General features: G+C 64.5%; 13 protein-coding genes. 2 read left to right on the top strand and 11 right to left on the bottom strand.

Translation table 11 applies throughout. The features are described from left to right. Positions 1 to 49: 49 nt before the first annotated feature. From JOF46_RS05895 to JOF46_RS05870, 6 genes are all read right to left on the bottom strand, one after another. Positions 50 to 688, bottom strand: a complete 639-nt coding sequence (locus JOF46_RS05895) for a phosphoribosylanthranilate isomerase (protein ID WP_209906467.1) — start codon at positions 686 to 688, stop codon at positions 50 to 52. Positions 689 to 730: 42 nt separating this feature from the next. Next, the gene (locus JOF46_RS05890) at positions 731 to 1543 is read right to left on the bottom strand and encodes a hypothetical protein (RefSeq protein WP_209906466.1); all 813 of its coding nucleotides are present in this window, start codon (positions 1541 to 1543) and stop codon (positions 731 to 733) included. A gap of 159 nt (positions 1544 to 1702) precedes the next feature. Next, positions 1703 to 3130 carry a dihydrolipoamide acetyltransferase family protein gene (locus JOF46_RS05885; RefSeq protein ID WP_209906465.1) on the bottom strand — a complete coding sequence of 476 codons (1428 nt, stop codon included), beginning with the start codon at positions 3128 to 3130 and terminating at the stop codon, positions 1703 to 1705. A 62-nt stretch (positions 3131 to 3192) separates the two neighbouring features. Further along, complete coding sequence (locus tag JOF46_RS05880; RefSeq protein ID WP_209906464.1) at positions 3193 to 4173, bottom strand: alpha-ketoacid dehydrogenase subunit beta; 981 nt, start codon at positions 4171 to 4173, stop codon at positions 3193 to 3195. Then, on the bottom strand, positions 4170 to 5318 hold the full coding sequence (locus JOF46_RS05875; protein WP_209906463.1) for a thiamine pyrophosphate-dependent dehydrogenase E1 component subunit alpha: 1149 nt from the start codon (positions 5316 to 5318) through the stop codon (positions 4170 to 4172). Before JOF46_RS05875 ends, JOF46_RS05880 begins: the two co-directional genes overlap by 4 nt. Before the next feature lie 123 nt (positions 5319 to 5441). Continuing rightward, on the bottom strand, positions 5442 to 6563 hold the full coding sequence (locus tag JOF46_RS05870) for a histidinol-phosphate transaminase (RefSeq protein ID WP_209906462.1): 1122 nt from the start codon (positions 6561 to 6563) through the stop codon (positions 5442 to 5444). A gap of 121 nt (positions 6564 to 6684) precedes the next feature. Between JOF46_RS05870 and JOF46_RS05865 the strand changes: the two genes are divergently transcribed. Then, positions 6685 to 7077 carry a phage holin family protein gene (locus JOF46_RS05865; RefSeq protein WP_209906461.1) on the top strand — a complete coding sequence of 131 codons (393 nt, stop codon included), beginning with the start codon at positions 6685 to 6687 and terminating at the stop codon, positions 7075 to 7077. 44 nt (positions 7078 to 7121) lie between these two features. Here the strand turns inward: JOF46_RS05865 and JOF46_RS05860 are convergent, their stop codons facing one another. After that, positions 7122 to 8546 (bottom strand): hypothetical protein, encoded by a 1425-nt coding sequence (locus JOF46_RS05860; RefSeq protein ID WP_209906460.1) that lies wholly within the window; start codon positions 8544 to 8546, stop codon positions 7122 to 7124. A gap of 27 nt (positions 8547 to 8573) precedes the next feature. Next, the gene (locus JOF46_RS05855) at positions 8574 to 8894 is read right to left on the bottom strand and encodes a hypothetical protein (protein ID WP_209906459.1); all 321 of its coding nucleotides are present in this window, start codon (positions 8892 to 8894) and stop codon (positions 8574 to 8576) included. A 201-nt stretch (positions 8895 to 9095) separates the two neighbouring features. Between JOF46_RS05855 and purB the strand changes: the two genes are divergently transcribed. Then, entirely contained in the window at positions 9096 to 10505 is a 1410-nt protein-coding gene (gene purB, locus JOF46_RS05850; protein WP_209906458.1) for an adenylosuccinate lyase, read from the top strand. A 134-nt stretch (positions 10506 to 10639) separates the two neighbouring features. On the opposite strand, the gene JOF46_RS05845 is transcribed toward purB, so the two are convergent. The 3 genes from JOF46_RS05845 to JOF46_RS05835 form a co-directional block, all read right to left on the bottom strand. Continuing rightward, on the bottom strand, positions 10640 to 11218 hold the full coding sequence (locus tag JOF46_RS05845; protein ID WP_209906457.1) for a cysteine hydrolase family protein: 579 nt from the start codon (positions 11216 to 11218) through the stop codon (positions 10640 to 10642). Next, positions 11215 to 12612: a purine-cytosine permease family protein gene (locus tag JOF46_RS05840; protein ID WP_209906456.1), complete on the bottom strand. Its 1398-nt coding sequence runs from the start codon at positions 12610 to 12612 to the stop codon at positions 11215 to 11217. Before JOF46_RS05840 ends, JOF46_RS05845 begins: the two co-directional genes overlap by 4 nt. A 223-nt stretch (positions 12613 to 12835) precedes the next feature. After that, complete coding sequence (locus JOF46_RS05835; RefSeq protein WP_209906455.1) at positions 12836 to 14452, bottom strand: BCCT family transporter; 1617 nt, start codon at positions 14450 to 14452, stop codon at positions 12836 to 12838. Between the last annotated feature and the right edge of the window lie 2 nt (positions 14453 to 14454).

Raw genomic sequence — 14454 nt, 5'->3', positions numbered from 1 at the left:
CCGGTGGGGTCCCCATTGCAGCGCCCTCCGGGGGCGCAAGACGCCGCGCCTATTCGGCCGTTGCTTCGGTGGAACGTGCCGCGGCGATGAACGCCTTGATCAACCCGATGTCCTTGGTGCCGCGGCTGGATTCGACGCCGGAGGAGACATCCACCCCGGCGGGGTGCAGGGTCTCGACCAGGTGCGCGACGTTGCCGGGGTTCAGTCCCCCGGCCAGGATCCACGTTCCGACGGGAGGTGCAGCCAGCAGCTCCGAGGCATCAAAGGTGACCCCGGCACCCGGCTCCACGGCGTCCAGCAGGATCCGCTCGGTCTCCCAGAGTTCCCGCTCCGCCTCGGCCAGCGCACGGTAGGCATCGATGGACAGGGCGCGCAGCGTCGCAAATCCCTGCCCGTGCAGTTCCTGCACATCCGAGTACGCTTCATCCCCGTGCAGCTGCACGGTGCCCACTCCGGCCCGCCTGGCGATGTCGATGACCTGGTCCAGCGGCTGGTTGCGGAAGACACCGACGGTCTCGACGTCCTCGGGCACCCGTGTGACGAGCGCCTTGACGAGTTCCGGGTCCACGGTTCGGGGGCTTCCGGGGGCAAAGACGAATCCCACGGCGTTTGCTCCGGCCGCCACTGCCGCTTCCACGGTCGCCGGAGTGCTCAGTCCACAGATCTTGACGTACAGCGGGTGTTTCACTCGGCACTTCCGGGTCGGTACATGGGTTGGTCTGCATCCATGCTACTTCTCAACCCGCACGCTGAGCATGACGGCCCGCAATTGCCGGTATTCCCTGCTTCGCATGATCTTCCTGGCATCGTCGAGGCTCACCTGGTCGTCGTCGAACCCCAGTTCCTCGGCCAGGTCGTCGGTGCTGGCCATTTGGCTGGCCAGGCCCTTGATCGGCGTGAAGAAGCCCAGCGCCGGGCGTTCGTCGCGGTCCTTGGCCGCTGCGGAATCGTTGATCATCAGCATGACCTTTTGCTCGGTCTTCTTGCCCGGGGCCTGGATCACCGTGTGTTCGAAGAGCACCTCGGCCGGTTGGTGGAAGCCGGAGTCCAGGGGCGTGGATTCCAGGACGGTGCGGGTGTAGGTTGCCGTGTCGCCGTCGGTGTCCGTCGCGCTGTCGGCCCTGAACTCCGCGATCTCGTCGCCGTCGGAGGTTTCGAGGTCCCACTTGGCGAACGGGTCATCCAGTGCCTTGGCCGTGGAGTTGCAGTCGCTGCAGTCGTCTTCCTCGATGTTCCAGTCGGCCGGGTACTTGAAGCCCACGCCCTGGGTGCTGAAGCTCTTCCACCCGGTGGTGTCGATCTCGCCGGCGGGGACCGGGGTGCCGGACGTTTGGCTCGAGGCCGCCGGGGTGGGGGTCGGGGTCTGGCTGCCGGAATCTTCCCCGTGGTAGGCGGAGGGCACCTGGGGCGGGCCGAAAGGGCTCGAATCTATGGTGCTTTGGTCCAGGGTGTTGCGGGGTGCGGCATCTGCGCAGCCGGCCAGCATAACCATGCCCAGCAGGGATGCAACACCGAATGCGGTGGCTGCCCGGTTGATGCTCATCGGTGGTCTCCTTGTGCGCGAGTGCATAATCGGACGTCGATACGCTTCCCACTGTGCCCCAGCACCGGTGGAATTGCCAGCGCGGAAAAGTGCCGCGGCCGGTGCGCGGAATCGCTTCCACGCACCGGCCGGGCCCGACAGGTTTTCCCGCTGTAGGTGTCAGTCCAGCAGCAGCGCCGGTTCCTGCATGATGGCCGCCACGTCCGCCATGAAGCGGGCCGACAGGTCCCCGTCCACCACGCGGTGGTCGAAGGAGCCGCCCAGGGTGGTGATCCAGCGCGGCACCACCGCACCGTCGACGACCCACGGCTTCTGCCGGATGGTACCGAAGGCGACGATCGCGACCTCGCCGGGGTTGATGATCGGGGTTCCGGTGTCGATGCCCAGCACGCCGATGTTGGTCACCGTCAGGGTGCCGCCGGACATGTCGGCCGGGGAGGTCTTGCCGGCGCGGGCGGTCTCGGCCAGGTCGTTCAGCGCGATCGCCAGCTCGCGCATGGACAGGTTCTGCGCTTCCTTGACGTTCGGGACGATCAGCCCGCGCGGGGTTGCCGCGGCGATGCCCAGGTTCATGAAGTGCTTGACCTGGATCTCGGCGCCGTTCTCGGTCTCCACCCACGAGGCGTTGACCGAGGGGTTGCGGGCGGCCGCCCAGATGACGGCCTTGGCCAGCACCAGCAGCGGGGAAACCCGGATGCCCTCGAAATCGCGGCTCTTCTTCAGCCGGGCCACGTACTCCATGGTCCGGGAGGCATCCACGTCAACGAAGATCGACACGTGCGGGGCGGTGAAGGCCGAGTCGACCATGGCCTTGGCCGTGGCCTTGCGCACCCCGCGCACTGGGGTGCGCACGATCCGCTCGTCGCGCTCCACGCCCCGGGAGGACCAGAACATCGGGGCGGCGTCGCGTTCGGCCTCGCGCTGGGACTTGTAGGAGATCACGTCGTCTCGGGTGATCTCACCCTGTCCGCCGGTGCCGGTGACCTCGGTCAAATCCACGCCGAGTTCCTTGGCGACCTTGCGCACGGGCGGCTTGGCCAGCACACGGTCCACGAAGGCGGCCACCGCGGGCTTGGCCGCAGCGGTCAGCCGGGTGGAGGCCTGGCCGATCTCGGCGGCGCGGCGCGAAATGGTGTCGGCCAGCGCCGCGGGGATCGCTGGGGCACCCGGTGCGCCTGCGGCCTTGCCGGGCTTGGCCGGGGCCGGGCGGTTGGTGCGGGCGCGGCGCTTGACGGCGTCGGCCTTGGGGCCCGAGCCCACCAGCGGGCCGGGCTCCTCGCTGGCAACCGGGGTGTCGGATTCGGCGATGTCGGCCACCTGGGGCACGTTGGTCAGCGGGGCCGGCCGGGAACCGACTTCGTCCACGGAGAAGAGCGGGGCACCCACGGCCAGGGTCTCGCCCTCGGCGGCATGCAGTTCCTTGACCACGCCGGCGTAGGGGCTGGGCAGCTCGACCAGCGACTTGGCGGTCTCGATTTCCACGAAGACCTGGTTGACGACCACGGTGTCCCCGGGCTTGACTTTCCATCCGACGATTTCGGCCTCGGTGAGGCCTTCGCCGACATCGGGAAGGTTGAAGGTGCTCATCGTCTGACTCCTTTAAGAAACAATGCTGCAGCGGTGCGGTGGCGCTCGTGCGCACCACTCATTTAGTAGGCGAAGGACCGATCGAGGGCCTCGAGGACCTTGTCGATGTCGGGCAGGTACTGTTCCTCGACCTTGGCCACCGGGTAGGGCATGTGGAAGCCGCCGACGCGGATGACCGGGGCCTCCAGCGAGAGGAAGGCGCGCTCGGAGATGCGGGCGGCGATTTCCCCGCCGATGCCGCCGAAGGTCGGTGCCTCGTGCGTGACGATCAGCCGGCCGGTCTTTTCCACCGACTCGGTGATGGTGTCGAAGTCGATCGGGGAGACCGAGCGCAGGTCGATGACCTCCACCGAGCGGCCGTCCTCGCGTGCAGCCTCGGCCGCGGCCAGGGCGACGGGCACCAGCGGGCCGTAGGTGACGATGGTGGCATCCTCGCCGGGCCGGATGACCTGGGCCTTGAAGGCGTCGGCGGCCGGGTTCTCGGTGTCGACCTCGCCCTTGAGCCAGTAGCGGCGCTTGGGCTCGAAGAAGATCACCGGGTCCTGGCAGGCGGCGGCCTGCTGGATCATCCAGTAGGCGTCGTGCGCGTTGGACGGTGCCATGATGCGCAGCCCTGCGGTGTGCGCGAAGAGCGCCTCCGGGGATTCGGAGTGGTGCTCGATGGATCCGATGCCGCCGCCGTACGGGATCCGGATGACCACCGGGGCGCCGAAGCGGCCCTCGGAGCGGGCACGCATCTTGGCCAGCTGGGTGGTGATCTGGTTGAAGGCGGGGAAGACGAAGCCGTCGAACTGGATCTCGGCGATCGGCGAGTAGCCGCGGATTGCCATCCCGATGGACGTGCCGATGATCCCGGCCTCGCCCAGCGGGGAATCGATCACACGGTCGGCGCCGTAGCTGTCGATCAGCCCGTCGGTGACGCGGTAGACCCCGCCCAGGCGTCCGATGTCCTCGCCGATGAGCAGGGACTTGGGGTTTGTTGCCAGGACCTTGTCGAGTCCGGCGGTGATGGCCTTGGCCAGGGTCATCGTGGTGGTGCTCATCGGGGGGCCCCTTCCTCGGTGGTGTCGGCGAATCCTGCTTCGTATTCCAGGTGCCACTTGAGCTCTTCCTGGATCAGCGGGTGTGCCTCGGCGTAGACGTTGGCGAAGGACTGGGCGAGTTCCGGGTCCGGGAAAGCCATGGCTTCGACGCGGACGCGGGTGGCCATCTCGTCGCCGTCGACGGCGACCTGCTTGAAGAACAGCTCGTCGGCAAGGTCGTTGTCGCGCAGGTGCTTCTCCAGGCGGGCCAGCGGGTCGCGGCCGACCCAGGCTTCCTCGTCGGCGTCCAGGCGGTATTTGGTGGGGTCGTCGGCGGTGGTGTGGGCGCTCATCCGGTAGGTGACCGCCTCGATCAGCACCGGGCCTTCGCCGCGGCGGGCGCGCTCGAGCGCCCAGCGGGTCACGGCCAGCACGGCCAGCACGTCGTTGCCGTCCACCCGGATTCCGGGGAAGCCGTAGCCGGCGGCGCGGTCGGCGAGCGGCACCTTGGACTGCACGTGGAACGGGACCGAGATGGCCCACTGGTTGTTCTGGCAGAAGAAGACGACCGGGGAGTTGAAGCTGGCGGCGAAGACCATGGATTCATGGACCTCGCCCTCGGTGGAGGAACCGTCGCCGAAGTAGGCGACGACCGCCTCGCCGTCCTTTTCGAGGCGCTCGGCGTCCCAGCCGGCCTGGTCGCGCTGGATGCCCATGGCATAGCCCGTGGCGTGCGGCATCTGGGCCGCGAGCACCATGGTGTACATGTGGAAGTTGTTTTCCCTCGGGTCCCAGCCGCCGTTGGAGATGCCGCGGAAGATCCGCAGCATCTGCGGGAAGTCGACATTGCGGGTCAGCGCCACGCCGTGTTCGCGGTAGGTGGGGAAGATGTAGTCGGACGGGCGGGTGGCCCTTCCCGAACCGATCTGTGCCGCTTCCTGTCCGCGCAAGGGAACCCACAGGGCCAGCTGCCCCTGGCGCTGAAGCGCGGTGGCTTCCTGGTCGAAGCGGCGGGTCAATGCCATGTCGCGGTAGAACCCACGCAACATTTCCGCGTCGACGTCCTGGATGTAGCTGTCGTACTCGGCGTGCGAGCGACGTTCCCCTTCTGGGGTAAGTAGCTGTATCAGCGCTTGCTCCGAGGGCTCGTGCACGGTGTTGGTCATACCGAGGGCGTCCTTACATACATGAAATATGCCCCATACGGAATACATTCCCCATGGGGCATATAGCGGGATTGTCTGTTCTAGCCTAGCGGTGGATTGCCGCAAACCACGACTTATCCACCCCTAGGAAAGTGTCGGGGCTTTTGGATAGTTCCGACAAAGCTCGAGGAACCGGGTATTGGCCTCAACCTCCCCGATGCTCACGCGGACCCCCTCGTTGCCGAAGGCACGCACCGCCAACGCGTGTTCCGAGGCCAGCTCGGCAAATTCGGCGGTATTGGCACCCAGTTGCAGCCAGACGAAGTTGCCGTCGGCGTCAGGAATCTGCCATCCAAGCTCCCGCAGGCCGGCAACAACGCGGGTTCGTTCGTCAACGACCTTTTGTACCCTTTCCACAACCTTGTCGAAGTGGGCCAGGGAGGCAACCGCCGCATCCTCGGCCACCGAGGAGACAGCGAACGGGGTGGCGACGACCCTGATGTGATTGGTGATCTCGGGGTGCGAGACCGAATATCCCACACGGAGGTTGGCCAGGCTGTGGGCCTTGGAGAATGTCCGCAACACCATCACATTGGAGTGCTTGCGGTAGGTGTCGATCCCGTTGACGGCCTGCGGGTCGCGCACAAATTCCTGGTAGGCCTCGTCGATGACGATCAACACGTTTGAAGGAACCTTGGCGATGAACGCTTCGACCTCCTCGGTGCGCAGTGCCGGGCCGGTGGGGTTGTTCGGTGTGCAGAGCAGGATCACCGATGTGTTCTCGTTGACGGCTGCGGCCATGGCGTCCAGGTCGTGGCGGCCATCTGCCAGCAGGGGAACCTGCACCGGCAGGGCCCCGGCGGTTTCCACCACGATCGGGTAGGCCTCGAAGGAGCGCCAGGCAAAGACCACTTCGTCCTGCACGCCGTCGTCGTCCTGGCCGGCAAAGGTTGCCAGGATCTGGGTCAGCGCTCCGAGGGAGCCGGCGCCGGTGACGATGTCGTCGGCCGGGACCGACAGAAATTCCGACAGGGCATTGCGCAGCTTGGTCGAGAGTGGATCGGGATACCTGTTGATCTCGAGCTGGGCACGGATCGCGTCCATGACCTCGGGGATCGGCGGCAGTGGATTCTCGTTCGAGGAGAGCTTGAAGGCGCTCAGGCCCGTCACCTCACGCGGCGGCTTGCCTGCAGCATACTTGGGCATCCGACCAATAATGGTGCGGGGCTGGACCGGATCGAGGGGTGCAGGATTTTCGGTGGTCATGCCTTACACCCTATCTGCTGCTTCACGTCCGAAGCCCATGTGTCGCACCGTTCCTGCCAAGCTTCTGGGAAGTCTGTTTCACTGCCGCGAGGCCGGGATGCGGTGTGCCAGTATTGGGTCCATGATTGCGTTTATCTTTCGCGTGGTGATCAACGCGCTGGCCCTTGCCGCTGCCGCGTGGGTCGTGCCCGGCATCACCGTCACCACCGCATCGTCCACCGATGCCACGTTGGGCGTGGTCCTGGCGTACCTGGTGGTGGGCTTGGTCTTTGGACTGGTCAATGCGGTGGTGAAGCCGATCGTGAGCCTGCTGTCGATGCCCATCACCTGCTTGACCCTTGGCCTGTTCACATTGGTCATCAACGCCGGAATGTTGATGCTGACCTCCTGGTTGACCCAGTACCTGCCCATGGGGCTGCATGTCGACAAGTTCTTTTGGGATGCCATCATCGGTTCGGTGATCATTTCAATCGTTTCGGCCCTGATGGGCTGGATCGCCCCGGCCAAGCGCTGATGCGCTGCCGGTCAGACAACTAGAGCCACCTGGAATTTCACCCCCTAGTGTCCCGGGGTGATTCTGGAAAGGCGCTCAAGCTTCTTGTCCTTCTTCGGCGGCTTCATTTCCGGCCGGGGTTGGCGCCCGAGTTGGAGGGAGCGCACTTTCCCGCGCCGGGATTGCCCGAACAGGGTTCCCAGCAGGCCCAGGGACTCGATGACGCCGGGATCCTGGGAGCCGCGCAATTCCTTGGCATGCGATTCGTAGTTCTCCAGCTTGTGGGCCTCGCCGAACCCGTCGTTGCCCAACTCGATGGATCCGTCGGGTCCGTCGAAGACGATCGTCAACCTGTTGCGCTCTTCGGGGTTCCTGCTCCCGTCGGTCCCCGGAACCAAGTCGTTCCTGTCCTCCAGGTGCAGCGCGTGGGTGTCCTCGGGAACCGGGACCTGTCCCGTCGGGGAACCGAAGGTCGCCAGGTACTCGAAGTCGAACAGTTGGTTGAGGTGCTCGTCGTTGACGATGTTTACCGCGTGGATCCCGCCCTGGCTGTACCCGGTGACCACCACGCGGTCCCCGTCGTTGGCACCCGATTGCCGCAATGCCTCCTCGATGGACGGGATGAGGTTCTTCGAGTCGTTGCCCATCCCCTCGACAATCCCCGTGCCGTCCCAGGGGTTGCCCAGCTCCGGCACCGATTCAGTGCCCCGGATGCGGCTGAATTTCTCGTTGATGTTTTTCAGCGGATCGGATTGCGTGCCCGGGATCGTCATGACATAGACCGGTCCGTCGTTGCCCTCGAATCGGGTGACCAGCAGGCTGCCCGGGGGTTCCCGCTCCGCCAGCTTCTGCAGCTCAACCAGGGTTTCGATGGTCCCGTCGAATTGCATGACGCGGTCGGGCCCCTGTCCACGGACCTTGATGGGGCCCAGGTGCATGAGGTTCTGGCTGCGCAGGAAATCGGTGAGCTGTGGGTAGAGCCGATCGGCCAGCGGGGCCTGGAACACTCCCCCGTGCTCGGTGTCGCGCAAGAACCCGAAGGGAAACCCCAGGAAGCTTGGCAGCTCGTTGATCAGGTCCTCGGTGGTTTGGGTACGTGGCCTGCCCTTGTTGTTGGCCAGGTCCTGCATCACAGTCAAGGGCAGCAGGCTTCCGCGCGCCTCGTTCATGCCGCGCTGCGCCGCGGATTCGGCCTGTTCGTAGGTGCTTCGAGCGGTCGCCACTGACAATGCCAACACCCCCGCCTCTGCTGCCCGCGCGGTGCACGAACCGGCGGCTTCGGCCAGGGACTGCACGGCGCCGATGACCCGGGCCCGCAACATCATCGTGCCCAGCGCCAACATGGCCGCAGGGATTTGCGGGAACCGAACTAGGAAGGAAGCGCCTTCGAGCAGTTCGGTCCCGGTCCGGGTGAGCATCGAGGTGGTTCGTTCGAGTTCGGTCAGGGAGAACCGGATGGATCCCGGTCCTCCATGCACTTCATATCCCATGGTCGCTTCGCCTCCTTGATCCGTGCCCTAGTACCCGCCAAGCAGCCCGCGCGGCAACCCGCCGGGTGTCATGATCGGACCCAGGGTACCCATGGTGGACAGGATCGCGGATTCGAGTTCGGCCAGGTCTGCCCGGGCGGACCAGATTTCACCGCGGGCCGATTCCAGCCGGGTGTCCAGGTCGCCGACCTTGGCTGCCAGTTCGGCAGCCCGGTCCCTGAACGCCCGTCCGGCCGGGGATTCCCATTCCAGGCGCAGCACCTGTTCGAGTTGTTCGCGGGCCCGATACACCGCGGCCTGGGTTGCGACCACCCGCATGAGCATTTCATCGGCAATTGCTTCGAGCATTTTTCTGCCGCACCCTTTCCGTCTTCGTACCGGTGGCCCGGTCATGTTTGTTGGGTTCAACGCTGACACCACTTCGGGCCGCCGGAGGACGGATGGCCGCAACATGTGGATAACCACCCAAATCCGAATTCGACCCGTATGCGACGTGCTCGGCGTCACGTCCCGGGCGCTGGGCTGATGAATCATGAAAGAATGGGCACCATGGCTGATTCCGCGCGCATTTCACTTGCATCCGAACCCCTCGCCCTTGGTGCCCTGGACGGTCGTTACCGTGCAGCAGTGGCCCCGCTGGTTGACCACCTCTCCGAAGCGGCCTTGAACCGCGACCGCGTCCACGTGGAAGTCGAATGGCTGATCCACCTGACCGACAACTCCGTGCTGCCGGGCACCTCCCCGCTCACCGAGGCCCAGCGCTCCGCGCTGCGCAAGATCGTCACCGACTTCAACGCCGCCTCCGTGGCAGAACTGGCTGAGATCGAGGCCGTCACGGTCCACGACGTGAAGGCAGTGGAGTACTACATCGGCCGCCGCCTCGAGGGCATCGGCATCGCGAACCTCACCGCGCTGGTGCACTTCGGCTGCACCTCCGAGGACATCAACAACCTCTCCTACGCCCTGGGCGTCAAAGATGCGGTCATGAACGTGTGGCTGCCGGCCGCACGCACCCTGGTCGCCCAGATCACCGCCATGGCAGAAGAATCCCGCGACGTGCCGATGCTCTCGCGCACCCACGGCCAGCCGGCGACCCCCACCACCCTGGGCAAGGAAATGGCCGTGCTGGCCTGGCGCCTGACCCGCCAGCTGGACCGCATCGAGAAGACCGAGTTCCTGGGCAAGATCAACGGCGCCACCGGCACCTACGCCGCCCACTACGCCTCGGTCCCGTCCGCCGACTGGCAGGAAGTCTCGCGCACCTTCGTCGAGGGCCTGGGCCTGACCTGGAACCCGCTGACCACCCAGATCGAATCCCACGACTGGCAGGCAGAGCTGTATGCGGACATGGCACGCTTCAACCGCGTGCTGCACAACCTGTGCACCGACGTGTGGAGCTACATCTCCATCGGCTACTTCGCGCAGATCCCGGTTGCAGGTGCCACCGGTTCCTCGACCATGCCGCACAAGGTCAACCCGATCCGCTTCGAAAACGCCGAGGCGAACCTGGAAATCTCCAACGGCCTGCTCGACACCCTGGGTGCAACCCTGGTGACCAGCCGCTGGCAGCGCGACCTCACCGACTCCTCCTCGCAGCGCAACATCGGCACCGCCTTCGGCCACTCGCTGCTGGCGATCTCCAACGTCGCCAAGGGCCTTGACCGCCTGGACGTTGCCGAAGATGTGCTTGCGGACGACCTCGACCACAACTGGGAGGTGCTCGGCGAGGCCATCCAGATGGTCATGCGCGCCGAGTCCATCGCCGGTGTCGAGGGCATGGAAAACCCGTACGAGCGCCTCAAGGACCTGACCCGCGGCCAGCGCGTGGACGCCGCCCGCATGCAGGAGTTCGTCTCCTCGCTGGGTCTGTCTGCCGAGGCCGAGGCACGCCTGCTGGCACTGACCCCGGGTTCGTACAACGGCATCGCCTCGAAGCTGGTTGACCACCTGACAAAGTAGCTGCATACGCAGAAAGGTCCCCGGAACCGAGATCATTCTCGGTTCCGGGGACCTTTCTGTTTTCCGGGACTGGTTCACCTGCACCGTGGACGCAAGTCCGGATCCGTGATGCCGCAGCTTTCACCGCGCCAATGTCAGGGTGACTCGATGGCCTCGCCGCGCAGGCTCCCGGTTGTTTGAACCTTCACCATGGGCGAGAGCAGTTCCATCAGTTCCAGTGCTTGCTCGTGGGCGCGGGGCGTGGCCCCGCCGCAGGCGTCGGAAACCACTGTTACATGCTTCCCTGCGTCGACGGCTCCGAGCACCGTGGAAAGCACGCAGCAGTCCGTGGCCACCCCGGCCACCACCAGGTGCTGGTATCCATCGGTCATCCGGGCCAGCTCTTCGCCCCATTTGCTGAATGTCGGAAGCGAGAGGACCTTTTCGTTTTCCTGGACCGGGAGCGTGATGTCCCAGCGTGCGGATGCGGGTTCCTCACGGCACTGGTCCCACCTGCCGTAGTAGTCGGACCATGCGCCGGACTCCTGGGGGTCTCGCACGAAGCGCGTCCAGATGACGTTGTCAAAGGCGTCCCGGAGCTTGCCGACGTTTTGCTCCACGTCTTGGTAGTTCGAGACGAACCACTGGCTTTCCGGTTCCTGGAAGATGCGCTGCATGTCGATCAGTACCAGCGCCTTGCCTTCGCGCACGGTGGCCTGGTCTTGGGGCTTCATGATTTGCTTACTCCTTTTTCCAGGTTGTCCCGCAGTTCGATGATGCCTGGCCGATCCGCCATGCGCATTCCCGACGGTACCGGCTTCTTGTACAGGACCAGGTAGGCAACCGCGGAGGCAACCGCGCCGGTCAGGAAGCCCAAATCGCCAAAGGTGTTGGCGAGCGAGGCAAACGGCCCGGTGAACATGGTCGTGTTCCAGAACAATGCGGAGACCAAGCATCCGAAGATCCAGGCAAAGAAGCCCCAGTTGATGCGCCGACCGGTGTTGAACAAGTCAGCGACGGACCCCGCGATGTCCTTGCGCATGCGCAGGTAGTAGTCGAGGAGCAGCACCACGCTGAACGGGACCACCAGGTAGGCAAGGACGGAGAGGAAGTCGTAGAAGCCGCCGTACGGGTTGGTCTGCATCAGCAGGGTCATGCCCAGGCTGAGTGCAGCCACGATGATCACGCCTGCGATGCGGCTGACCGGCACTTTAATGGTCAGCAGCGACAGGGATCCTCCATACAGGTTCATGGCACTGACCGGCAGGGTGGAGAGCACCACGGTGAGCATGGCGATCGGGGCCCAGCTACCGGTCAATTGCGCCAGGGCCGGGATCGCGTCAAGCTCCCCGGCAAAACTGGAGACCACTACGCCAATGCTGCCAAGCCAGACCATGGCAATGAAGCTGCCTCCGGCGGTGTAACCGACCACCTTGGCGTGCGAGGTGTTGCGCGGCAGGTAGCGCGAGAAGTCGGAGGCGAACGGGGTCCAGGTCATCACGTAGGCGAAGAAGAACCCGGCGAAGGTAACCCAGCCAGCGAAGCTTCCCATGTACAACGGCGCACTGGTGTCCACCCCGAGGCTGAAGTCTGCCTCGCGCAGGGACAGGATCGAGATGACCACGAACAGGATGGTCAACACCACGGTGGCGATCTTGTTGACCAGGTGCACCAGGTTGTGGCCCCAGATCGCGAATACCGACTGTACGGCGAAAATCGAGATTGCCGCCAAGAAGAACGGCACATCGATGAGCATCTGCAGCGCAATGACCGCGAATACGGTGTTGACAGCAGTCCAGCCAATGGCCGAGACAATGGTGAGCACGGTGATCGGCAGGAAGTTGCCGTAGAAGCCCATCGGACCGCGGCCCTGGACCTGCTGGGGCACTCCCAGCTTGGTGCCGATACCCGCCAGAAGGCCCATGACCAGAACGCCCAACAGGGTTCCGGCGGCTACTGCGGTCAGTCCCTGGATCACCGAAAGGCCAAACAGCGAGGAGAAGAACCCGGAAACCATTACAGCCAGCACCATGTTCGCTGCAAACCACAGGGTGAACTGGCTGCGCGGGTGGCCATGGCGTTCGGAATCCGGGATTTGCTCCGTGGCAAACGGTTCTGCCTTAGTCAACGACGTGCCATAGGCAGGCGTTGTCTCGTCGTGTAGCGACATTGGACTGTCCTTTTCTCGAGTGTTTGCGTAGTTGTCGTTCGAACGGGTGAACCCAACCACTGCTGCGTGTTGTGTCGGCCAGCGGTGTACCCCAAGAACTCCTGGGCCGGTCGCGGCCGCGGGGGCCTCGTCCTGCTTGCGGGCCTGGCGACCCGCGACTTGTGCCTGTTTCGGTGCTCGGTTACTCGGTCACGTGCAGCCGGGAATCGGACTTCAATTCCTTGACCAGTGCGTAGCCCAGCAGGGCGACGATCACCGTGAACGGTACCGCCGAGAGGATCGCCGCCTGTTGTAGTGCCTGCAGGCCACCAACCAACATCAGTACGATTGCGCAGGCCCCGGTGAGCAAGCCCCATACGGTCAGCACCGGGCGCTTGGGATACATGTTCCCCCCGGAGGTCAGCGTCCCCAGGACATAAGTATTCGAATCCGCGCCGGTGATGAAGAACAAGATCACCATGATGATCGTGAGCACAGAGGTGATGCCCTCGAACGGCAGTTCGGCGAGCAGCGCGAAGAAGGTCGTGTTGGTGTCCTCCAGCGTGACTTCACCGATCCCGGTGTCCAGGTTCATTTCCTGGTGGATAGCGGTGCCGCCGAAGATGCTGAACCACACACTGAAGACCAGCGTCGGGATGCCAAGCACCGCGGCCACGAATCCTCTTACCGTGCGGCCCTTGGAAATGCGGGCCAGGAAAATGCCCACGAAGGCACCCCAGCTCAGCCACCAGGCCATCATGAAGTAAGTCCACCACTGCATCCACTGCAGGTCTTCCCCATTGGAGGGTGTCAGTAGCGCCACGGCCGGGAACTCGCCAAGAAACTGTCCCATGGAACGGAAGTAGATGTTCGTGATGAATCCGGTGGGCCCGGAGAAAAGCACGAAGATGCCGATGATTGCCGCGCCGATCATGGTTCCCTGGCTCAGCCATTTGATTCCTTTGCCGATGCCCGAGAGCGCGGAGAGGGTGAAAATCACCGTGATGCCGGCGATGATGACGATCTTGACGAACAGGTCGGTGGGCAGGCCCAGGACCCGGTTCATTCCCTCGGCAATTTGCGAGGCGCCCAGCCCCAGTGAGGTGGTGGTGCCGAACAGGGTGGCCAAAACGGTAAAGATGTCAATGGCCTTGCCCAGCCAGCCGTCCATGGTCCTGCCCAGGACCGGACGCAGCATCGCCGAGACCAGACCGGAGTTGCCGCGGCGGTGGGTCGAGTAGGCAATTGCCAAGCCGAACACCCCGAACAAGGCCCAGGCGTTGGGCCCCCAGTCGAAGTAGGAGAATTGCAGCGCAACTACCGCCGCGTCAATGGTTCCGGCTTCCGCCCGGCCATGGGGCGGCGACATGAAGTGCGACATGGGCTCAGCAGCGCCGTAGCTGATCAGGCCGATACCCATGACGGTGCCCAGGATCATGGCGATCCAAGCCCAGTTGCTGAACTCCGGGCGGTCGCCGTCCTTCCCGAGGCGGATCCCGCCGTAGCGACTGAAAGCCAGGAACAGGAGCAGCAGAATACAGGAACCGGTCACTAGCAGGTAGGACCAGCCGATGTATTCGGCGGACCACGCCGAGGCACTGGACATCCACTGATTGAGCTGCTCCGGTGCAAGTGCCGCCCAAAGAACGAATACGGCAACTAATGCCAGGGAGATAAAGAGCACGCTGCCGGGGGCATGCAGCTTCTTATACAGGTCGCGTGCTTCGGCGGCATCGCCGACCCTGCGTCGATTCCCGACGTGGGGTGCCGATTCGTCCAACGGTATGGAACTCTGCTGATCTTCGGTGTTGGTGTTCATGA

It is taken from the genome of Paeniglutamicibacter psychrophenolicus, from assembly GCF_017876575.1.
Taxonomy (GTDB): Bacteria; Actinomycetota; Actinomycetes; order Actinomycetales; family Micrococcaceae; genus Paeniglutamicibacter; species Paeniglutamicibacter psychrophenolicus.
The sequence above is the reverse complement of the archived record's forward strand: the minus strand, read 5'-3'. Positions and strand labels throughout refer to the sequence as shown.